This is a genomic window from Azospirillum lipoferum 4B, from assembly GCF_000283655.1.
GTDB lineage: Bacteria > Pseudomonadota > Alphaproteobacteria > Azospirillales > Azospirillaceae > Azospirillum > Azospirillum lipoferum_C.
This window is the reverse complement of the sequence record NC_016624.1, coordinates 22,913-41,231: the sequence shown is the minus strand read 5'-3', so window position 1 is coordinate 41,231 and position 18,319 is coordinate 22,913. Positions and strand designations below refer to the sequence as shown.

The 18,319-nt window shown below is 68.3% G+C and carries 24 protein-coding genes; 5 read left to right on the top strand and 19 right to left on the bottom strand.

The genetic code is table 11. From position 1 onward, the window contains the following. Window positions 1–11: 11 nt before the first annotated feature. The 5 genes from AZOLI_RS27330 to AZOLI_RS27310 form a co-directional block, all read right to left on the bottom strand. On the bottom strand, window positions 12–791 hold the full coding sequence (locus AZOLI_RS27330; protein ID WP_014249893.1) for a transglycosylase: 780 nt from the start codon (window positions 789–791) through the stop codon (window positions 12–14). Between the two features lie 17 nt (window positions 792–808). Further along, complete coding sequence (gene fliQ, locus AZOLI_RS27325) at window positions 809–1,075, bottom strand: flagellar biosynthesis protein FliQ (protein ID WP_014249892.1); 267 nt, start codon at window positions 1,073–1,075, stop codon at window positions 809–811. A gap of 169 nt (window positions 1,076–1,244) precedes the next feature. Continuing rightward, complete coding sequence (locus tag AZOLI_RS27320) at window positions 1,245–1,604, bottom strand: flagellar hook-basal body complex protein FliE (protein WP_014249891.1); 360 nt, start codon at window positions 1,602–1,604, stop codon at window positions 1,245–1,247. 11 nt (window positions 1,605–1,615) lie between these two features. Further along, window positions 1,616–2,035 (bottom strand): flagellar basal body rod protein FlgC, encoded by a 420-nt coding sequence (gene flgC / locus AZOLI_RS27315; protein ID WP_014249890.1) that lies wholly within the window; start codon window positions 2,033–2,035, stop codon window positions 1,616–1,618. 23 nt (window positions 2,036–2,058) lie between these two features. Then, window positions 2,059–2,451, bottom strand: coding sequence for a flagellar basal body rod protein FlgG (locus tag AZOLI_RS27310; RefSeq protein WP_014249889.1), 393 nt, complete (start codon window positions 2,449–2,451; stop codon window positions 2,059–2,061). 124 nt (window positions 2,452–2,575) lie between these two features. Here AZOLI_RS27310 and fliI point away from each other — a divergent pair, with 124 nt between their 5' ends. The 3 genes from fliI to AZOLI_RS27295 all read left to right on the top strand — a co-directional run bounded on the left by fliI (window position 2,576) and on the right by AZOLI_RS27295 (window position 5,226). Beyond that, entirely contained in the window at window positions 2,576–3,919 is a 1,344-nt protein-coding gene (gene fliI, locus AZOLI_RS27305; RefSeq protein WP_014249888.1) for a flagellar protein export ATPase FliI, read from the top strand. Next, on the top strand, window positions 3,916–4,524 hold the full coding sequence (locus tag AZOLI_RS27300; protein WP_014249887.1) for a hypothetical protein: 609 nt from the start codon (window positions 3,916–3,918) through the stop codon (window positions 4,522–4,524). The genes fliI and AZOLI_RS27300 overlap by 4 nt, the downstream gene beginning before the upstream one ends. Before the next feature lie 219 nt (window positions 4,525–4,743). Then, the gene (locus AZOLI_RS27295) at window positions 4,744–5,226 is read left to right on the top strand and encodes a YbaN family protein (RefSeq protein WP_014249886.1); all 483 of its coding nucleotides are present in this window, start codon (window positions 4,744–4,746) and stop codon (window positions 5,224–5,226) included. Between the two features lie 9 nt (window positions 5,227–5,235). On the opposite strand, the gene AZOLI_RS27290 is transcribed toward AZOLI_RS27295, so the two are convergent. The 7 genes from AZOLI_RS27290 to AZOLI_RS27260 all read right to left on the bottom strand — a co-directional run bounded on the left by AZOLI_RS27290 (window position 5,236) and on the right by AZOLI_RS27260 (window position 10,790). Then, window positions 5,236–6,348, bottom strand: coding sequence for a hypothetical protein (locus tag AZOLI_RS27290; RefSeq protein WP_014249885.1), 1,113 nt, complete (start codon window positions 6,346–6,348; stop codon window positions 5,236–5,238). 37 nt (window positions 6,349–6,385) lie between these two features. Continuing rightward, window positions 6,386–7,177 (bottom strand): DUF1217 domain-containing protein, encoded by a 792-nt coding sequence (locus AZOLI_RS27285; protein ID WP_014249884.1) that lies wholly within the window; start codon window positions 7,175–7,177, stop codon window positions 6,386–6,388. Beyond that, window positions 7,174–7,554, bottom strand: a complete 381-nt coding sequence (locus AZOLI_RS27280; protein ID WP_014249883.1) for a hypothetical protein — start codon at window positions 7,552–7,554, stop codon at window positions 7,174–7,176. Before AZOLI_RS27280 ends, AZOLI_RS27285 begins: the two co-directional genes overlap by 4 nt. 4 nt (window positions 7,555–7,558) lie before the next feature. Then, window positions 7,559–8,017, bottom strand: a complete 459-nt coding sequence (locus AZOLI_RS27275; RefSeq protein ID WP_014249882.1) for a flagellar biosynthesis repressor FlbT — start codon at window positions 8,015–8,017, stop codon at window positions 7,559–7,561. Further along, entirely contained in the window at window positions 8,007–8,405 is a 399-nt protein-coding gene (locus AZOLI_RS27270) for a flagellar biosynthesis regulator FlaF (RefSeq protein ID WP_014249881.1), read from the bottom strand. The genes AZOLI_RS27275 and AZOLI_RS27270 overlap by 11 nt, the downstream gene beginning before the upstream one ends. A gap of 207 nt (window positions 8,406–8,612) precedes the next feature. Next, a complete protein-coding gene (locus tag AZOLI_RS33725; RefSeq protein WP_044553475.1) occupies window positions 8,613–9,857 on the bottom strand; it encodes a flagellin in 1,245 nt (414 codons plus the stop codon). Window positions 9,858–10,061: 204 nt separating this feature from the next. Continuing rightward, the gene (locus tag AZOLI_RS27260; protein WP_014249879.1) at window positions 10,062–10,790 is read right to left on the bottom strand and encodes a winged helix-turn-helix domain-containing protein; all 729 of its coding nucleotides are present in this window, start codon (window positions 10,788–10,790) and stop codon (window positions 10,062–10,064) included. 475 nt (window positions 10,791–11,265) lie between these two features. Here AZOLI_RS27260 and AZOLI_RS27255 point away from each other — a divergent pair, with 475 nt between their 5' ends. Beyond that, the gene (locus AZOLI_RS27255; RefSeq protein ID WP_014249878.1) at window positions 11,266–11,733 is read left to right on the top strand and encodes a hypothetical protein; all 468 of its coding nucleotides are present in this window, start codon (window positions 11,266–11,268) and stop codon (window positions 11,731–11,733) included. A 21-nt stretch (window positions 11,734–11,754) separates the two neighbouring features. Here the strand turns inward: AZOLI_RS27255 and AZOLI_RS27250 are convergent, their stop codons facing one another. The 7 genes from AZOLI_RS27250 to fliF form a co-directional block, all read right to left on the bottom strand. Continuing rightward, window positions 11,755–12,474, bottom strand: coding sequence for a hypothetical protein (locus tag AZOLI_RS27250; protein ID WP_014249877.1), 720 nt, complete (start codon window positions 12,472–12,474; stop codon window positions 11,755–11,757). A 29-nt stretch (window positions 12,475–12,503) separates the two neighbouring features. Further along, on the bottom strand, window positions 12,504–13,532 hold the full coding sequence (locus tag AZOLI_RS27245) for a flagellar motor switch protein FliG (protein ID WP_014249876.1): 1,029 nt from the start codon (window positions 13,530–13,532) through the stop codon (window positions 12,504–12,506). A gap of 9 nt (window positions 13,533–13,541) precedes the next feature. Further along, window positions 13,542–13,823, bottom strand: a complete 282-nt coding sequence (locus AZOLI_RS27240; protein WP_014249875.1) for a hypothetical protein — start codon at window positions 13,821–13,823, stop codon at window positions 13,542–13,544. A gap of 2 nt (window positions 13,824–13,825) precedes the next feature. After that, window positions 13,826–14,602 carry a flagellar type III secretion system pore protein FliP gene (fliP, locus tag AZOLI_RS27235; protein ID WP_014249874.1) on the bottom strand — a complete coding sequence of 259 codons (777 nt, stop codon included), beginning with the start codon at window positions 14,600–14,602 and terminating at the stop codon, window positions 13,826–13,828. A 219-nt stretch (window positions 14,603–14,821) separates the two neighbouring features. Beyond that, the gene (gene fliN / locus AZOLI_RS27230) at window positions 14,822–15,160 is read right to left on the bottom strand and encodes a flagellar motor switch protein FliN (RefSeq protein WP_014249873.1); all 339 of its coding nucleotides are present in this window, start codon (window positions 15,158–15,160) and stop codon (window positions 14,822–14,824) included. Between the two features lie 22 nt (window positions 15,161–15,182). After that, window positions 15,183–15,860, bottom strand: coding sequence for a FliH/SctL family protein (locus AZOLI_RS27225; RefSeq protein ID WP_014249872.1), 678 nt, complete (start codon window positions 15,858–15,860; stop codon window positions 15,183–15,185). Further along, window positions 15,860–17,587: a flagellar basal-body MS-ring/collar protein FliF gene (gene fliF / locus AZOLI_RS27220; protein WP_014249871.1), complete on the bottom strand. Its 1,728-nt coding sequence runs from the start codon at window positions 17,585–17,587 to the stop codon at window positions 15,860–15,862. Before fliF ends, AZOLI_RS27225 begins: the two co-directional genes overlap by 1 nt. Window positions 17,588–17,775: 188 nt before the next feature. Between fliF and AZOLI_RS27215 the strand changes: the two genes are divergently transcribed. Continuing rightward, window positions 17,776–18,318, top strand: a complete 543-nt coding sequence (locus AZOLI_RS27215) for a flagellar basal body-associated FliL family protein (protein ID WP_244442691.1) — start codon at window positions 17,776–17,778, stop codon at window positions 18,316–18,318. Window position 18,319 lies beyond the last annotated feature (1 nt).

Sequence of the window (18,319 nt, the reverse complement as noted above, 5' to 3'; positions counted from 1 at the left end):
CCCTCAAGTCGTCATTGGTTCGGCAGCAACGGGCGGGCCGGGCCGTCGGCGAACAGGCCGGACAGGAAGCTCAGCCGGCCGCGCTCGGCCGCGGTCCAGACCAGGGCGGAGCCGGAGGGTCCCGCCGCCAGCGTTTCCAGATAACCGAGAGCCCCGGCCACCCAGCGCAGATTGCCGGTCACCCGCTGGCGATAGGCCTCGCCGCGTTCGGACTGGGACGAGTGGTAGCGGGCGATGGCCGTTTCCAGTGAACCATGGTCGCGCCGCAAGGACGACAGGAAGGACGCGGCATAGCGGGCGTTGGCGACCGGATCGAAGGCGGTGACCAGATCGGGAAAGGCGTCGGGGTGCCAGCGCAGATTGACTTGCAGGCAGCCGACGTCGATGGACTGCACGCCGCGCGCCTGGGTCTCGCGCACGAAGGCGATGGCATCGTCGCGCGTCGGGAAATAGTGGGACCGCCCCTCGGTGTTGACCGTCCAGGGCCAGGCGGTGAACAGCCGGTCCTCCGTCCGCCGGCCGGATTCGGTGAAGCCCATCGCCAGCAGCAGATGGTCGTCGATGCCGGCCGCCTTCTCCGCATCGAGGATGGCGGCGATGCACTGCGCTTCCGGCGGCAGGGCCTTGCGCGACGCCGGGGGGACCGGTGCCTTCGGCGCGGCGTAGAGCGCCGTGCTCCACACCCCGATCTGCGAGAGGTTGGCTGGCGGCGCCGCCGCACCGCCGGCCGGACTTACGAGCAGTCCGAGAAGGGGAACGACCGCTCGCAACAGGGGGCGCCGCATCGCCATGGGCGTCACTGCGGGCGTCAGTCGATGGCGACGATCAGGTCGCTCAGCCGGTCGGCATAGGTGGCGAGCGCGCCATACATGAAGGGCAGCGCCAGCACCGTCACCACCAGGATCGCGACGATCTTCGGCACGAAGGTCAGCGTCATCTCCTGCACCTGGGTCAGCGCCTGCACCAGCGAGATCGTCACGCCCACCACCACCGCGACGATCAGCGGCGGGGCGGCGACCAGCAGGGTCGTCCAGATGCCGCTGCGCAGCACCTCCAGCACGTCGGCCTGGTTCATGGGGGGTCCTTGGTTGTGGATCCCCCCTCTCCCCCCCCGGGGAGAGGGCCGGGGTGAGGGGGATGCGAGGGGAGGATTCTCGGCAAGCCACGCTGTGCGTCCCCCTCACCCTAACCCTCTCCCCGGGGGGGAGAGGGGATTCTTCCCGGAGGGCAAGCGCGCCACGCGTTCAAACCGCAATCCGCATGATCTCCTGGTACGCCTGCACCATCTTGTCGCGGATGGCGACGACGCTCTGCACCGTCATCTCCGCCGCCAACACCGAGCGCACGACGTCCTGCGCGCTGGCCTTGCCCGACACCGCGGCCAGCGACACGCGCTCGCTTTCCTTCAGCGTGTCGACCGCCTGCGAGATAGACTTGTCGAGGAAACCGCCGAAATCGCTTTCGGCGCTGGCCGCCACCGCGTCGGTCTGGCCGGCGGTGGAGAGCGGCGAAGTCGCCGTCTGGGTCTCGGCAAGGCCCGCGACGAAGGGGCTGCGGTTGGCGGCGTAGGCGGCGGCGACGCGGCCGACGGACATCTCGATCATGGAACGGTTCCTCAGCTGCGCAGCAGGTCGACGACGCGGTTCATCATCGCGCGCGACTGTTCGATGACGTTCATGCTGGCCTCGAAGGCGCGGCCCGCCTCGCGCATGTCCATCATCTCGATCAGCGGCTGGACATTGGGTTTCTTGACATAGCCCTTGTCGTCGGCCGCCGGATGCGAGGGCTCGTAGGCGAGCTGGAAGTCGCTGCGGTCGCGGCCGATCTGCTTGACCTGCACCAGCTCGGCACCGACGCCGCGGTCCATCACGCTGTCGAAGGACACCGTCTTGCGGCGGTAGGGGTCGCCGCCCTTGGCGGTGGCGGTGCTGTCGGCGTTGGCGAGGTTTTCCGCCACCACGCGCAGCCGGGTCGATTGCGCCTGAAGTCCGGCGCCGGCGATCTTCAGCGTGGCGCCGAGGACATCGTTCATCATGGCTCGTCTCCGTCCAATATCCGTCAGCCGTTCCGCCAGGCCATGCGCAGCATCTGCACATTGCGCTGGATCAGGCTGGTGGTCAGCGCGAAGGCGTCGCGGGTCTCGCTGCCCTTGATCATCTCCTGCTCCAGCGACACCGCGTTGCCCGACGGCGTCGTTTCCCACAGGCCGGCCTTGCCCGCCTCGCGGAAGCCGGCGGTCGAGCGGGTGCTCGCCAGATGCAGACCGGAGGTGCGGGCGGTCTCCACCGGCCGGATGCCCTCCATCACGCTGTCGAAGGATTTCAGGTCGCGCGCCTGGTAGTCGGGCGTGTTGGCATTCACGACATTCTCGGCGACCAGCTTCTGCCGCTGCGCCAGATAGTCCAGGCGCGTGCCGGCAAGCTGAAAGAAACCGATTTTACCTAAATCCATTGCGACCTCGTTCCATTACATCTGGCCGGAACACGAGGGGACGATGAACCCGCCCGTTTAAAACCGGATTTAAATTCCTTCCTCTAGGCTGACCCCATCGACGGACATGATGGAGACAGCGCCGATGCCGGCACTCGCCACCCTGGCGGCGGAACTCGAACGGCTGCCGACGCGCCATTGGCGCGGGGAAATCCGCTCGGCCGCCGGCATGACGCTGGAGGTCGACGGGCTGCAGCGCGTGCTGTCGGTCGGCGACAAATGCCATGCGGAAACCCTGCGCGGCGGCCGGGTGCTGTGCGAGACCATCGGCTTCCGCAACGGACGCTCGCTGCTGATGGCCTTCGACAACCTCGACGGCGTGGCGGAGGGCTGCGCCGCCGTCACCGACGACACCGCCTTCACGCTCCGCCCCGGTCCCGGCTGGCTCGGCCGGGTGGTCAATGCGCTGGGCGAGCCCATCGACGGCAAGGGTCCCCTGGTGAATGGCGAGCATCCGCGGGCCTTGCGCCAGCCGCCGCCGGCCGCCTGCGCCCGGCGCCGGGTGGGGAAGCGGCTGGACAGCGGCATCCGGGTGATCGACAGCTTCGTGCCGCTGTGCCGCGGCCAACGTCTGGGTGTGTTCGCCGGATCGGGCGTCGGCAAATCGACCCTGCTGGCGATGGTCGCCCGCCATGCCGAGGCCGATGCCATCGTCATCGGCCTGATCGGCGAGCGCGGCCGCGAGGTGCGCGAATTCATTCAGGACGATCTGGGACCGGAAGGGCTGGCCCGCTCCGTCGTCATCGTCGCCACGTCGGACGAGCCGCCGCTGATGCGCCGGCAGGCCGCCCTTCTCTGCATGACGGTGGCCGAAGAAATGCGGGATCAGGGAAAACACGTCCTCTGCCTGATGGACAGCGTCACCCGCTTCGCCATGGCCCAGCGCGAGATCGGGTTGGCAGCGGGCGAGCCGCCGACCGCCAAGAGCTATCCGCCCAGCGTCTTCGCCGAACTGCCCCGCCTGCTGGAACGCGCCGGTCCCGGCCCGGAAGGCAGTGGAGACGGCGACATCACCGCCATCTTCACCGTCCTGGTCGACGGCGACGACCATGACGAACCCATCGCCGACGCGGTGCGCGGCATCCTCGACGGGCATCTGGTGCTCGACCGCAAGATCGCCGAGCAGGGGCGCTATCCCGCCGTCAACCTGCTGCGCAGCGTGTCGCGCACCCTGCCCGGCTGCCACGACGCGCGGGAGAACCGCATCGTCGGCCGTGCCCGCGCGCTGGCCGCCACCTATGACGGCATGAAGGAGATGATCCGGCTCGGCGCCTACAAGCGCGGCACCGACCCGGAGACCGACGCCGCCATCGACCTGCACCCGCGGCTGGAAGAGTTCCTGCGCCAGGGCAAGGACGATCCCTCCCCATCCGCCGACAGTTTCGCGCGACTGGACGCGCTGCTCGCCGCCATCGGAGACCGATCATGAGCATCAACACCAGATTGGCGGCCCAGGCCGTCACCCCGCCCTCCCCCCAACCTGCCCGCAAGGAAAAAGCGGAAAGCCTGGACGACAGGATGAGCCTCGGCTTCGACGATCTGGTCGACGCGGTCAACCCGCTGCAGCAGTTGCCGGTGGTGTCGTCGGTCTACCGCGAAGCGACGGGGGAGAGCATCTCGATCCCCGCCCGGCTGGCCGGCGGCTTCCTGTTCGGCGGCCTGCCCGGCCTGATCGGCAGCGCCGCCATGGTGGCGTTCGAGGAGGTCACGGGCGATACGGTTCTGGGCCACATCGGCAGCCTGCTGGAGGATGAGGCCGGCACCGCCGTGGCGGACGGCAAGGCGGCGGGGCCGCTGCCCTGGATGAACGCCGGCACCGGCGGCGCGGACGGGAGTGGTGCGGATCCGGCCCTGCCCTCCCCCCAGGCGCTGGCTGAGGCCCTGCGGCGCAAGTCTCCCGCCACCGAAACCGCGGCGGCGGCGCTCGCCGTCCCGGCCGGCGACCGCCCGGCGCCGCAGCTGCTGGCGAAGCTCTACAGCCTGGAAGCAACCGCCAATGCCGGCGCGCCGGGCGTGGTCCGCAAGGCGGGGTAAGCCCCTATCTCGATACCCTGGAGCGCTGATGCACGGCCATGCTACGATTCCCGCCAGTTTCCAATCACGGGTGGTCAGGTGGCGGACGACGGCGAGGATCGTGGTGAGAGCAAGGGCGTCGCATTTGGCGATAAACACCCTCTCCCGCCCCGGGAGAGGGAGGGGACCCACGCCGAAGGCGTGGGGAGGGTGAGGGGTAGCCCAAGCATCCCGAACCGCATGGTTCCTTGCAATACCCCTCACCCTTCCCATGCTCCGCATGGGCCCCTTCCCTCTCCCGGGGCGGGAGAGGGAGACAAGGGCGCGGCTCCGCCCGGCAGGCGATGGCTCTGGCTGCTGATCGGCCATTCCGCGGTCGGTCTCGCCACGGCCGGCGCGATCCTGCCGGTGCTGCCCACAGTCCCCTTCCTGCTGGTCGCCGGCTGGGCCTATGCCCGCAGCAACCCGGCCCTGCGCGAGCGGCTGCGCAACGATCCGCGCTTCGGCCCCGCCGTGCGCGAGTGGCAGGACCGCGGCGCCGTCCCGGTCAAGGCGAAGGTCTTCGCCGTCGCCGGCATGTCGTCCGGCTTCACCGTGCTCGCCCTGTCCTCGCCGGGCTATCTGGTGCTCGGCAGCGTCGGAATGGTCATGGTGGCGGCGGGCACCTATGTGGTCTCGCGGCCGGCCCCCGCCGCCGCACCCTCCGCCGACGACAAGGCCTGAGCCCACTCCTCACCCGCCGAGATTGTTGCGCGACGCCTGTTCGATGGTCTTGATGTGGGCCAGACCGGGCAGGATTTCCGACCGGATGAACTCCAGCCGGCGCACCGGGCCGCCGCCGCGGGCGAAGCGGTGCTTCCACAGATTCATCTTCACCGCCAGCCCGCACAGCACCCCGCCGATGGTCAGGTGATGGGTGACGATCAGGTCACGGATGCTGCGGAAGCTCTGCGGGTTGATGTCGCGCCAGAAATCGCGGGAGCGGTTGTCGAAGCTCTCGAACCGTCCGGTGATGGAGGTGGCGATGTCGGTCAGGTCATGGCCGATCTCGTCCAGCATCCGGCCCTGGCGGGTGTCACGGCGCACCTCGCTGACCTGATAGAGCTCCGCCATCCAGCCGAGGAAGCCCTGCACGTCGGGCACGATGTCGTCCAGGCAGCGCTTGAAATAGGCCAGCGACAGGAAGATGTCGGCATATTCCTCCAGGAAGGCCGGAATCTCCTGAAGCGGGATGTCGAGCCGGTCGGCCGTCATCTGCAACCGGCGCCGCGCCTCCTCCACGTCGGGCTGGGCGAACAGGCGGATCAGCTCGTCCATGCTGGCGATTTCGGAGCATTGGATGCCGTAGACATGCTCGATCAGCGGCCGGGTGAAGACGCGCATATAGCTGGTCAGCTCCGACCGCTTGGCCTGCGACAGCCTCAGGGCGTCGGAATCGTCGACGGCTATGTTCAGCCGGCGCAGCTCCAGCCGCAGGCTGTAGACATCGAAACTGGCGGCTTCGGCGATCTGCGCGATCTTGCGCAGGTCGCGGCGGATTTGCGGATCGTCGAGGCCGAAACATTTGGGCAGCTGGTTGATGCCGATCTGGCCGCTGCCGGTCTGGGCGTCGTTGAACAGCTCCGCCACCGTCTCCAGCCGGACATTCTTGATCAGCCGCGCCCGGCGCAGGCCCGGCGTTTCCAGCGGCAGGATCGACAGCGGCAGGATGTGCAGCGCATCGCGCGCCTCATCCTCCTCAGATGTGGCCGGCGGCTTGAGCAGCACCGCCGCCGCTCCGCTGGTGGCCGGCGGCCGGATGCGGTCCCGCCGCGGTCTGTCCTGTGGGGTGCCGGCTGGAGGCAAGGCTGGGATCTCCCGTCTGCCGAGCCCCGCGGGCTTGTCAGAAGCGCGGGAATCTCATCAGCGTCATGGTGATGGACGGATCGATGGAGATGACCGACGCGCGCCCGCTGCGGGAAATCGGCCCGATCGACGGCATGGCCGCGGTCGCGGCGGCGCCACCGTTCTGCATGTCGTACATCGCGGCGAAGCGGTCGAGGAACTTGGCGACCTTCTCCGGATTCTTCAGGTCCGCGATGTCCATCCGCTTTTCCAGCAGCGCCTTCTGCTTGTCCACGTTCAGCAGCGCCGTCTGCTCCGGCAGGCCGAGCGCGGTGTAGACCACTTTGCGCAGGGCATTGTCGGCCATCACCTGATACCAGTTGGTGATGTTGCCTGAGCGCCGCTGGAAATAGAGGCCGAGGCGGACCGCCGGGTTGGTGGCCTCGGAATCGACCTCCAGCGTCACGTCGACGTAGCGGTCGACGATGGCCTGGACGACGGCCGGCTGCTTCAGGTTGGCGCCGCCGGTTTCGGCGAAGCCGAGGATGGTCGCCATCTCGCGGAACTTGGTGTCGCTCATCCGGTTGGCGGTGGAGTACTGGTCGCTCACCCCCTCCTCCAGGACCTTGCGGATCAGGCCGCGCGACTTGGCCTGGCTGCCCAGGTCGAATGCCTCCAGGACGAAGCGATAGAGCTTGTCGTCCTTCATGAACTCTTCGGTGCTGGAGACCTTGCCGATATTCTCCTGGAAATAGGAGATGGCCCGCTGCACCGCCGGGCGGCTGCGCACCGCCTGTTCGTAACGGTCATGGTTGCGGCTGATGACGCGCAGATCGACGAGTGTGGTCATGCCTTCACCTCGCCGATTCCGTTGTCGGCGCCCTCGCGCGGAACGGCCGGGTCCTCGTCGGCGGCGTCGGTTTCCGCGCCGTAGCTGGCGGGGATGCGCATGATCACGTCCCCCGTCGCGGTGTCGAGCACCTCGGTATAGAGCCGACTGGTGCCGGGGTCGAGGTTGACCCGGTAGGGCCGGACCGCATGCTTGGGCTCCGCCTCCGCGGCGTCGGTCTTTGCGCTGCGCTCCACCACCTCCGCTGGCTTGGTCGTCTCGGCCTGGGCGGCGCGGAGACGGTCGGCCTGCCGCTGGCGGGCCTCGGCGATGATGTCGGCGCTGGCGGGGGACCGTTCGCCGCTCGGGCCGGCCACGCCGGCGACGGGGGTGGTCATGGCCTCATCCTCCCGCGTGGCGGTCGATCCGAACCGCCGGGGACGCCTGGAGCGGCACCGGCGGGGCCGGATTGGCCGCCGACAGCAGCGTGCCCTCATACTCCATCACCGGACGCAGGGCGGAGAGCGCCTTGTAATAGTCGCGCTCGCCGACATGGCCCATGGCGCCGGCGATGCGGTCCTGGATGTCGGGGCGGGTGAAGGTGGTGTAGAGCTGCGCCATCATCTCCGCCACCGTACCGCTGCCGACGGCGGCGGTCGCCGGGTCCAGCAGCATGCTCTGGATCAGGAAATAGGCGCGGCGCACCGGGGTCACCGCATCCTCTTCCTGCAGGATGTCGCTGCCGCGGATGATCTGCGCGAAGTTGGAGATGGTCAGGGTGTAGCGGCGGTTCTCGTTCTGCACGACGCAGCCGTTGATGACCACCCGCTCGCACGGCTTGAGGCGGAGCTTAAGTGCCATAGGACAGGTCCTCCGTCGCCAGCTCCCGCGCCGGCTGCCGGGCGGCGCCCTGCAGGCCCTGCATGACCGAGCGGTTGAAGTGGATCAGCAGGTCGATACCGCCCTCGCCGCGCAGGACGCGCTGGGTGTTGCGGTTCACCGCGAAGGACAGGGAGACCAGCCCGGCGCGCAACGCTTCCGGCAGGGCGTTGCCGTCCTCCAGCAGGTCGGCGCGCAACGCGTTCCACAGCTCCAGGTTCCGCCACAACGCGTCCTTCAGCTCGGCGCAGCGCCAGTCGGCATGGCGGTTGTTTTCCAACGCCAGGGTGATGCGCAGGAACACCCGGTACTCGATCTTTCGCGGATCGTCGCACTCGGCGATGGTCTGGTGGTAGGCGGCGATGCTCATGGGTGCACCCCTGCGGTGGGGTCCTTGGCGGCGGGAAGCCGGACCGGTTGCGGTGGGTCTTGGAAGATGGGCTTTGGGTGACGGGCGGGGAGCCGTCGGCGATGCCCGCTCCGCCCCCCTCCGGAGGCGTGCGGCGTGAACGGGCATGGCCGACGGGGCGGCGCCATCGTCCAGGGGTTTGGACGACGGCACCGCCCGCGAAGGGACTTAGCGGAACAGCGACAGGATGTTCTGCGGGCCCTGGTTGGCGATCGACAGAGCCTGGATGGCGAGCTGCTGCTGGACCTGGAGGGCCTGCAGGCGGCTCGATTCCTCGTTCATGTCGGCGTCGACCAGCGCGCCGATGCCCTTGTTCATCGAATCGGTCAGCTTCGACACGAAGTCGTTCTGCACCGACACGCGGTTCTCGATCGAGCCGATCACCGCCGCCTTGCCGATGGCGCTGTCGAGCAGCGAGTTGATGACTTCCAGCGACTTCTTGGAGTTGTTGACCACGTCGATCTGGGTCAGATCGGCAAGGCCGCCGAAGGCGTCGCTTTCCTTCGAGCCGACCCACAGACCGGAGATCTGGGCGGTGAAGTTGCCGTCGGTGTTCACGTCCTGGTCGGTGAAGGTCAGCGTGTCACCGGTGAAGGCGACCTGGAAATCGGCACCGGCCGCGGTCAGGGCGGTGTTCACCGCGGTTGCGATGTTGCCCTGGGTGGTCGCCAGGTTGGTGTCATAGGTCTGGGCCGACAGGTCGACCGAAACGTCGGCCTTGGTGCCGTTTTCCTTTGTCACCGTCAGCGTCAGCTTGCCGAGGCCCAGGTTCTGGCCGTTGATGAAGGTGTCGCCGGGGGCGCCGAACTTGATGTCGACCTTGGCCTTGGTGGCGTTGGTCGAATCGACCTGCTGCTCGATGGTGGCCTTGCCGACGATCGATTCCACGCGCATGTCCTGGCGCTGGAATTCGATGTAGCTCGGGTCGACCGTGCTGTCGCTGCGGCTCAGCGAGGCCAGGATCGAGACGTTCTTGTCCTTGGCCGTGCCGTCGTTGGAATAGGTGACGCGCAGCAGGTTGTCGCCGTTGAAGGAGGCATCGGCGGCGGCGCCCTTGATCAGCTTCACCAGCTGGTCGACGTCGTTCTGGATCAGGGTCTTGTCGACGCCGTTGGTCTGGCCGGCGATGACGCGGGCCTTCAGCGTCTGCAGGTTCTCGACGATGTTCTTGGAGGCCACCGACGCGGTGTTGGTGGTGCCGGAGCCCAGCTCCAGCGATTCCTTGACCGCCTTGAAGCCGGCGACGTCGGCCTTCATGGTCGTGGCGATCGACCAGTAGGCGGCGTTGTCCTTGGCGTTGTTGACCTTCAGGCCGGTCGAGATGCGGTCCTGCGTGGTCTCCAGATCCCCCGTCACGCGACGCAGGGTCTGCAGCGCGGTCATGGCGGAGGTGTTCGTCATAATCGAGGCCATGGGTATCTCCATTCGCGAGATGCATGGCGCCTTTCTGACGCCGGGGCCATTCGCGCCGGCCTTCCCGGTCATTGTGCGGGGGCGCGAGCGGCAAAATCAGGATGACGGAGCCGGTTTAAGCCGGGGTAAAAAATCGGACACTTGGGAACGGACGGAAAGCCGGAACGAGAGAATCGATGTCGACGCCCAAATCACCGACCCGAATCACCGCCCGACCGCGCGGGCGGCGTCGCGCGGCGTCACCGGCGGGATGAAGGGCACACGGGGGCCGGCGGCCAGCCCGCCGGCACTCGACCAGCGGTCCAGCATCAGCTTGGCCCGGTCGGGAGCCACATGGTCGGGCGGCGCCTCGAACTTGTAGCCGCGGCCATAGACCGTCTCGATGTAGCGGCCACCGCCGGTCGCCATGTCGATCTTCTTGCGCAGCTTGCAGATGTAGACGTCGATCACCTTGTCGAGCGGGTCGGAGCCGGACAGGCCGTAGACCTCCTCGTAGATATGCTCCTTCGACACCACGCGGCGGTGGTTGAGGGCGAGCACCGACAGGATCGCATGTTCCCGCTGGCTCAGGCGCAGACGTTCGCCGTCGACCTCCGGGTCGCGCCCGTCGAGGAAGACGGTCAGGCGGCCGACCGACACCGCGTTGCTGGTCAGCCCGTAGGAGCGGCGGCGGATCGCCTCCAGCCGGGCGCGGATCTCGGTGCTGATCACCGGCTTGACCAGCACGTCGTCCGCCCCGGCCCGCAGGATGCCGGCGGTGGTGTTGGCGCAGCGGCGTTCGATCAGGCAGATGATCGCGGCGGTGACGTTGCGGGCCCGGAGCATCGCCACGCAGGCTTCGGTGTCGCCGACATCGCCGATGATGATGGCGTCATGTCCGATCTCGATGGAGCCATGCCCGCCCACCAACTCGCGCAGGCCATTCAGGTCCACGCGGTCATGGTTAACCTTGCACAGGGCAAGTTGTTTACCGATTGCGTCGGCAATCAGATCGGCTGGCTCAATCAGCAAAGCCTGCATTGGATTCTCCATGGTCGAGCAAGCGCAGATAAAGCATTGATTTTTACGCAATTGCGCTCATGTCACATGCTTATCACAGCCCCAAAAGAACCCATCGAAAGGCGACGTGTCAACAGAATGAGGTACCCGGATAGACATAGCCAAGGACGCCATTTTACGCCGTTTTAAGGGTTTCATACGACTAAATACCGGATAAATTTTTATTCATCTACGGTTTTACTTAGAAAACCGACCGGACTCCGCAGTGATCACCACAAGCAATCATTAATTCGTTCGACATCTATGGTTAACGACAGTGAAGAGGGTGAAAACCAACGCTTACAAACATGAACGCTGGTTTAACCCTGTTGCCCTACGGTCGCCGGGCATCCGTGTTTGAGGAGGTTCCATGTCCGGAACGAAGGCGTCCGTCATTCCGGCGACCGCAGCCGCTGCTTGTCTGCTCGCCCTTGGCGGTTGTGCGCAAGTGCCGCAGAGCCCCGACAGCGCTTACCGGCAAGCCCTTGAAAAAGCGATCACCGCCGGCAGCTGCGACGGCGATTCCGTGCGTGATTTGTGGTCGGCTTACGACCGGTGGTATGGGGTGGCATCCTCCATCGCCGGCCATCCGAAAACCGACGAGGCCGTGGCGCTGCTGCGCCAGGGCGACCAGTTCCGCATCCTGGGCTGTCCGGAGGTGGCGCGTGCGTCCTACCGGACGCTGATTCGCCGATTCCCGGAAGACGGCTTCGTCCCGCTGCGCGAGGCCGCCCGCGCATCGCTGCAAGCCCTGCCGCCGCCGCCCGCGCCGGGGACGACTCAGGCGCCGGCAGTCCCGTCCGGCCCGACTCTGGTCAGGCCGCCGGCCGAAATCTGAGAGCAGGGAGAGGGGATTCGATCAAAGGGCGATGTCGGACGACAGCGGCCGGTCCAGCCCCAGCCAGGCGTCGGCCAGCGGGCCGACGGTCAGCGTGCCGTCGATCCGGCAATCGGCCAGGGCGGCGCTGAAGGTCTCATGCAGGTCGGCCAGCGCCGACGACGGCAGGCCGGTGGCCAGCCGCAAGGTCACATCCAGCCGGCGCCCGCCCAGCGTCGCCATCAGCTGCACCGGCCCCAGCCGCTGCGGCCGGGCCTGAAGCACCAGGGTGACGCGGTCCGACGGCCCGTCCTCGATCCCGACCGCGCACAGCAGCCCGTCGTCGCCGTCCAGCAGCGGCACGCGCGACAGCCGCCAGACCCGCCCCTCGACGGTTTGGAAGCGGGGGGCCAGCGCCCGCTCGCAACCGTCGATCAGCAGCCCGCCGTCGAGGCCGGACAGTTCCGCCGCGGCGTCCGCGCCGATCCAACCGCTGCAGCCGCCGGCCGTCGCCGCCAGGAACAGGGCGAGCCCGGCGCCGAAGGTCGAATCGCAGCGCGGCAGGCATCCCCGCGCCAATGCCGCGTCGGCCGGTGCCAGCGTGTCGAGCAGGTCGAGCAGACGCCGCACCAGAGGCCCGGCCTCGGAGCCGTCGCCGGCATCCGCCGACTCAGCCGGCATGGGCGCCGGCCTTATACCAAAGCGCGCCGCCAGCAGGTCGGGCGGCGGCACCTGCCGGGGGACGAGGTCGCGCCCGGCCATTCAGGAGCCTCCCATCCGGCGCGCTCCGCTCAATAGACGACCGTGTCGACGTCGTCGGATTGCGGGATGATGATGGTGCCGTCGTCGGCCATCGCCTTGGCTGTGCGGACGATCTCGGCCTGGGCGTCGTTGACGTCGCGCATGCGCAAGGGACCCATGTTCTCGATCTCGTCTACAAGGATCATGCGCGCGCGTTCCGACAGCACCGACAGGAAATGGTCGCGCTGCGCCACGGGCGCGCCCTTCAGCGCGATGGCGAGCTGTCCGGTGTCGCAGCGGCGGATCACCGCCTGCAGCGAGACGCGGTCCAGCCGCATCAGATCCTCGAAGGTGAACATCAGCTGCTTGATGCGCTGGGTCGGCTCCGGCATCACCGTTTCGAGGTCGTCGAAGATCTCGGTCAGCGTCTCGCGGTCGATGCGGTTGAAGATGTCGGCCATCCGCTCCAGCGAATCGTTGCCGTGGGTGCGGGCGTAATTCGCCATGAACTCGTTGTGCAGGATCGATTCGATGTCCAGCAGCACCTCGCGCTGCACCGATTCGATCTGGATCATGCGCTCGATCACCTCGGTGCGGATGGCCGGCGGCAGCAGGACCAGCACCTTGGCGGCATGGTCGGGCCGCATCTTGGACAGGATGACCGCCGCCGTCTGGGGATATTCGCCGGCCAGATAGCTGGCGAGCACCCCCTCGTTCACGTTGGACATCTTCTCCCACATGGTGCGGCCGGCTGGGCCGCGGATTTCGCCCATGATCTCCGTCACGCGGTCGGCCGGCAGGAAGCGGTTCAGCATCCGCTCCGTGCTGTCGAAGGAGCCGACGACCGATCCGGCATTGGCGAAGCGCTCGGTGAAGATGCGCATCAGCGTCTCCACCAGATTGGAGGTGACGTTGCCCAGCGTCGCCATCGCCCGGCTGACGAGGCGGATCTCGTCCTCGTCCAGCCGTTCCATCAGCCGCGAACCGCGCTCCTCGCCCAAAGCCAGGAAGATGACGGCGCTCTTCTCGACGCCGCTCAGGCTCTTGTAATTCTCACGGATCTTGATCGGCGTTCCCATGGCGGCACCTCAGAAGGAGTAATCGGCGGACGGTGCGGATGGCCGCGGTGAGTCTGGTTCGTCGGCCGGCGGCAGGGCCAGCGCGCGGTCGCGGCGGAAGGCGACCGCCATCACGGCCCCCGCCACCAGCAGCAGCGGATGCGGGATCAGCGGGGTGGGCTCGATGGCGGCGAGCAGCCCGGCGATGGAGCCGTCCTCCGGCACCGTGGCGCCACGGCGCCGGGCCAGCACCAGAAGGCTGTCGGCGAGGCTGGCCGGCGGCGCGGCGGGCATGGCGGCGGACTCGTCCATCCTCACACCCCGTAGGAGCGGATCAGGCTGCCGGCGATCAGGAACCAGCCGTCGGTCAGCACGAAGAAGATGATCTTGAAGGGCAGCGCGATCATCACCGGCGGCAGCATCATCATGCCCATCGCCATCAGGATCGCCGCCACCACCATGTCGATCACCAGGAAGGGCAGGAACAGCAGGAAGCCGATCTCGAAGGCGCGCCGCAGCTCCGACAGCAGGAAGGCCGGCATCAGCAGCCTGAGATCGACGCTCTCCGCCGTCACCGGCCGGTCGTCCTTTGCAGCACCGTCCTCGCCCGCCGGCTTCGGCTTGGCGGTGAAGGCGGCGAAGGCGGCAAGGTCGCGCTCGCGGACATGGGAGGCCATGAAGCCGCGGAACGGCTCGATCATCCGCTCCAGCCCCTGCTCCTGCGTCACCTGCTCGTTCAGCAGCGGGCGCAGCCCCTCCTGCCAGGCGCTGTCCATCGTCGGACCCATGATGTGGAAGGTCAGGAACATGGCGAGGCTGACCAGCACCATGTTCGGCGGCGACTGCTGCAGGCCGAGCGCCGAGCGCAGCAGCGACAGCACCACGATGATCCGGGTGAAGCAGGTCACCATGATCAGCAGCCCCGGCGCCACGCTGAGCACCGTCAACAGCACGATGCCCTGGACGATCCGCCCCGACAGGCTCGCCCCATCCGCCATCGACCCCAGCGCACCGAGATCGAGGTCGAGCGGCGTCGCCGCGGCGGGGCCGGCGGCGAGGGTCAGGGCGAGGAGGAGGGTGAGGGTGCGCATGCGGGGGCTTTCCGGGCGGGTGTAGAGGAATCGGCTTCGCATGCCCCCACCCCAACCCTCCCCCGCTCTCAGCGGACCTACGGTCCGCCTGTCGCGTCAGCACAAAGCGAAGCTTTGTGCGAGAGCTGGGCGGGGGAGGGAGCAAGTGCTTGTGCGGGAGAGCGGCGGCAGTCCCTCCCCCGCCCAGCGGGGGAGGATAGGTGGGGGTCTAACTCCCCCTCAGTCGATTTCCAGCTCCGTCCGCACGATCTCGGTCAGGGTGACGCCCAGCCGGTGGTCCTCGACGATCACCACTTCGCCGCGCGCGACGAGGCGGTGGTTCACCAGCACTTCCACCGGCTCGTCCACCTTTCGCTCCAGCTCCAGCACCGCGCCGCGGCCGAGCTTCAGCAGTTGCGCCACCAGCATGCTGGTGCGGCCGAGCACGACCTGCACGTCGACCGGCACGTTGTAGATGGCGTTCATCGGGCCGTCGTAAGGCTTCTCGCCGAACTTCTCGGCGGCCTTCTCGGCCTGCTTGGGATCGTCGTCGAGCATGTCGAGATTCAAAGGGGGCATGAGGGTTCTCGCTTCGGATCGTTCAGGTCATGTCGGGGGACAGCGCCGACATCAGGGCGGCGACGGCACGGTCGGCAAGTGCGGCGACGGCGGCCTCGAAGGCGGCGGGATCGCGGCGGACGGAGCCGGCACCCCAATTCGCCTCCAGCGCGCCGACGGCGAGCGACGGGTCGCCCTGGATGTCGATGCGGCCGCGGAACACGGTCTGCCCGGCCAGCCGTTCTTCCAGTGGAGGGCAGAGCGACGGGTGCAGGCGCAGGGTGAGAACCGGGGACTGGCCGGCGGCGCGCAGGGCCTCGGCGGCAAGCCGCTCCACCTCCTCCCTCGCCACCTGATCGAGCAGCTGCGGCACCATGCGGCGAACCAGCGCCACCAGCACGAAGGCGCCCTGGGCCTCCAGCCTTTCCATCAGGGCTGCATGGTCGGCGTCGAGCGCCGCCATTTGCTGCGCCAGCCGGTCGAGGGTGACGGCAAGCTCCGCCTCGATCCGCCCGCAGGCGGCGCGTTCGCCCTCGGCCCGGCCCTGGGCGAGACCCTCGGCCAGCGCGCTTGCGCGGGCCTCGGCCAGGGCGGTCCAATGCTCGCGCTCCGACAGGGTGGGACGGTCGAGCGGATCGGCCGCCTCCATCACCTCCGGCTCCGCCGCCGGGACGGGCGCGCCGAAGCCGTGGTCGAAGCGGTAGCGCGGGTAGGCAGCCATCACGCCACCTCCTCATAGAGCCAGGAGCGCAGGATATCGATGGCTTCGTCGGGATACTGGTCGACCAGCTCGCCCAACCGCCGGATGGAGGAGGCGCGGACGCGGCCCTCCACCGTGCGCAGTTCGATCAACTGGTCCATGGTCTCCTCGATGCCCAGCTGCGGCGCCATCGATGCGGCGGCAAGGGCGGCGGAATCGCCTTCCCCGCCGTCGGCCAGCGCCGAACCGCCGCCGGCCGCGGCGGCCGAGGCCATGGCCGGGCCGGTCAGCTGCGGCATGGCAGCGGCTGCGGGCGCGGCCAAGGCCGGGGGTTCCGCCACCGCCGGTTCCGGCGCCGGGAAGACGCGGCGGATCAGCGGACGCAGGCCGACCAGGATGACCAGGGCGGAGAGCACCAGCAGGATCACCCACTGGATCAGCGTCATGACGTTGCGGCTCAGCGTCTCGGCGATCTCGTCGCTCAGTGGGCGCGGCGTCAGGTCGGGCGCCAGATCGACGAATTCCAGATTGTCCACCGTCACCCGGTCGCCGCGCGCCTCGCTGAAGCCCATGGCGGAGCGGACCAGCTCGGTCAGGCGCTGCAGTTCTTCCGCGCTGCGCGGCTCGTACTGGCGGGTGCCGTCGGCGGCGGTCTTCCAGGTGCCGTTGACCAGCACGGCGACGCTGAGGCGGCGGACGTCGCCCGGCTCGATCACCGTTTCGCGGCTGACGTTGGAGATCTCGTAATTGACGGTCTCCTCCTGCCGCTTGCTGTCGTTGGAGGATTGCGGCCCCTGCGGCTGGGCGCGCACGTCGCGCTGCGGCAGGTTCTGTTCGGCGGTGACCGGCGGCTCGCCGTTGCTGTCCTGGGCGCGCTCCTGTTCCTGCACCGTCTGGGTGGAGCGGACGACCTGGCTGTTGGGGTCGAAGGTCTGGCTGCGCACCACCTCGCGCTTGGTCTCCACCTCGGCGGCGACCTGGACGCGGACGTTGCCGGCGCCGAGCCGGGCGACCAGCATCTGCTCCACCGCTCGGGCGACGCGGGTTTCGGCCGCCACGCGCATGCCGTCGGTGCGCGCCGAGGCCAACCCCGGCCCGTCATCCTCGGTCAGCAGAAGCTCGCCGGAAGAATCCATCACCGTCACCGCGCTGGGCTTCAGGTTCGGCACCGCGGCGGAGACGAGATGGCGGATCGAAAGCGCCTGCTTGCGGTCCATCGCCGCCCGGCCGCGCATGCGCACCACCACCGACGCGGTCGGCTTCGGCGCGCTGCGCGAGAACTCCTCGCGCTCCGGCAGGACGATGTGGACGCGCGCGGCCTCGACCCCGGCCAGCGTCTCGATGGTGCGGCCAAGCTCGCCTTCCATGGCGCGCAGGCGGTTGATGCGCTGCATGAAGCTGGTGATGCCGAGCGGCTTGTCGGTGTCGAACAGCTCGTAGCCGACGCCGCCCTGGGCGGGCAGGCCCTTTTCCGCCAGCGCCATGCGGACGCGGGAGACTTCGGACTGCGGCACGCTGATCGTCGTTCCGTCGAAGCCGGCAGTCACCGGCACGCCCATCTCCTGCACCGCCTTGGCGATGCGGCCGGCTTCCACCGGTTCCAGGCCGCTGTAGAGCGGCGTCATGTGCGGCTGCGACAGCAGAAGCGCCATGCCGGCGACGGCCAGGACGATGCCGAGCCCGGTCCCCGCCAGCACGAGCAGCCGACCGCGCCCCAACGACCGCAAGGTGTCGATCAGACTGTCCACGGTTCCCCGCACCTTTAAAGTTTCTGAAAATCGGCGGGCCTAGTCTTCGCCCTGCGCACCCCCTCACGCTAACGGGGCGACTTTTAAGCGGAGTAAAAAACGGCGCGCACTCCGAAGACAAAGCGCCTCAAATCTTACCGAATACCAGCTTTACTAAAATTTTCGGCAATCGCCGGCGGGATGGAGCGATGATTACACGATTTGGCATGGCGGGGACGGCTGCGGTCCGGGATGAAGTCCTGAACCGCCTGCGCGGATCGGGACGCATCCTGGTGATCGCCCTGCCGCTCGCCCGCCTTGCCGCGGGCCTGATGGCGGTGGGGGCCGTTCTGGCCGCCGGGATCGCCGGATACTGGATGGCCGCCGGCCCGCAGGCGCTGGACCGGCTGTGGCCCGCGGCGACGGAGGCATTGCCGGCCGACGGCGTGGTCGACATGCCGGAACTGGTGGTCAATCTGCGGCGCGACACGCCCTCCCGCTTCCTGAAGATCGGCCTGTCCCTGACCGCGGCCCACCGCGACCGCGAGAGGCTGGAGCGCGCGATGCCGCAGCTCACCGACAGCCTGCAGGAGTTCCTGCGCAACCTGGACCAGGACGACCTGGAGGGATCGGCCGGGCTGCACCGGCTGCGCAGCGAGATCAAGCGCCGCTTCAACCTGATCCTGTCCGATCCCGCCGGCCGGCAGGAGGTCGTCACCGACGTCCTGCTGCGCAGCCTGCTCACGCAATAGC

What these genes read in the sequence shown, in the direction of transcription:
- AZOLI_RS27330 (WP_014249893.1), bottom strand. Translation starts at nt 791, where the DNA reads ATGGCGATGCGGCGCCCCCTGTTGCGAGCGGTCGTTCCCCTTCTCGGA.
- fliQ (WP_014249892.1), bottom strand. Translation starts at nt 1,075, where the DNA reads ATGAACCAGGCCGACGTGCTGGAGGTGCTGCGCAGCGGCATCTGGACG.
- AZOLI_RS27320 (WP_014249891.1), bottom strand. Translation starts at nt 1,604, where the DNA reads ATGATCGAGATGTCCGTCGGCCGCGTCGCCGCCGCCTACGCCGCCAAC.
- flgC (WP_014249890.1), bottom strand. Translation starts at nt 2,035, where the DNA reads ATGATGAACGATGTCCTCGGCGCCACGCTGAAGATCGCCGGCGCCGGA.
- AZOLI_RS27310 (WP_014249889.1), bottom strand. Translation starts at nt 2,451, where the DNA reads ATGGATTTAGGTAAAATCGGTTTCTTTCAGCTTGCCGGCACGCGCCTG.
- fliI (WP_014249888.1), top strand. Translation starts at nt 2,576, where the DNA reads ATGCCGGCACTCGCCACCCTGGCGGCGGAACTCGAACGGCTGCCGACG.
- AZOLI_RS27300 (WP_014249887.1), top strand. Translation starts at nt 3,916, where the DNA reads ATGAGCATCAACACCAGATTGGCGGCCCAGGCCGTCACCCCGCCCTCC.
- AZOLI_RS27295 (WP_014249886.1), top strand. Translation starts at nt 4,744, where the DNA reads ATGGTTCCTTGCAATACCCCTCACCCTTCCCATGCTCCGCATGGGCCC.
- AZOLI_RS27285 (WP_014249884.1), bottom strand. Translation starts at nt 7,177, where the DNA reads ATGACCACACTCGTCGATCTGCGCGTCATCAGCCGCAACCATGACCGT.
- AZOLI_RS27280 (WP_014249883.1), bottom strand. Translation starts at nt 7,554, where the DNA reads ATGACCACCCCCGTCGCCGGCGTGGCCGGCCCGAGCGGCGAACGGTCC.
- AZOLI_RS27275 (WP_014249882.1), bottom strand. Translation starts at nt 8,017, where the DNA reads ATGGCACTTAAGCTCCGCCTCAAGCCGTGCGAGCGGGTGGTCATCAAC.
- AZOLI_RS27270 (WP_014249881.1), bottom strand. Translation starts at nt 8,405, where the DNA reads ATGAGCATCGCCGCCTACCACCAGACCATCGCCGAGTGCGACGATCCG.
- AZOLI_RS33725 (WP_044553475.1), bottom strand. Translation starts at nt 9,857, where the DNA reads ATGGCCTCGATTATGACGAACACCTCCGCCATGACCGCGCTGCAGACC.
- AZOLI_RS27255 (WP_014249878.1), top strand. Translation starts at nt 11,266, where the DNA reads ATGTCCGGAACGAAGGCGTCCGTCATTCCGGCGACCGCAGCCGCTGCT.
- AZOLI_RS27250 (WP_014249877.1), bottom strand. Translation starts at nt 12,474, where the DNA reads ATGGCCGGGCGCGACCTCGTCCCCCGGCAGGTGCCGCCGCCCGACCTG.
- AZOLI_RS27245 (WP_014249876.1), bottom strand. Translation starts at nt 13,532, where the DNA reads ATGGGAACGCCGATCAAGATCCGTGAGAATTACAAGAGCCTGAGCGGC.
- AZOLI_RS27240 (WP_014249875.1), bottom strand. Translation starts at nt 13,823, where the DNA reads ATGGACGAGTCCGCCGCCATGCCCGCCGCGCCGCCGGCCAGCCTCGCC.
- fliP (WP_014249874.1), bottom strand. Translation starts at nt 14,602, where the DNA reads ATGCGCACCCTCACCCTCCTCCTCGCCCTGACCCTCGCCGCCGGCCCC.
- fliN (WP_014249873.1), bottom strand. Translation starts at nt 15,160, where the DNA reads ATGCCCCCTTTGAATCTCGACATGCTCGACGACGATCCCAAGCAGGCC.
- AZOLI_RS27225 (WP_014249872.1), bottom strand. Translation starts at nt 15,860, where the DNA reads ATGGCTGCCTACCCGCGCTACCGCTTCGACCACGGCTTCGGCGCGCCC.
- AZOLI_RS27215 (WP_244442691.1), top strand. Translation starts at nt 17,776, where the DNA reads ATGATTACACGATTTGGCATGGCGGGGACGGCTGCGGTCCGGGATGAA.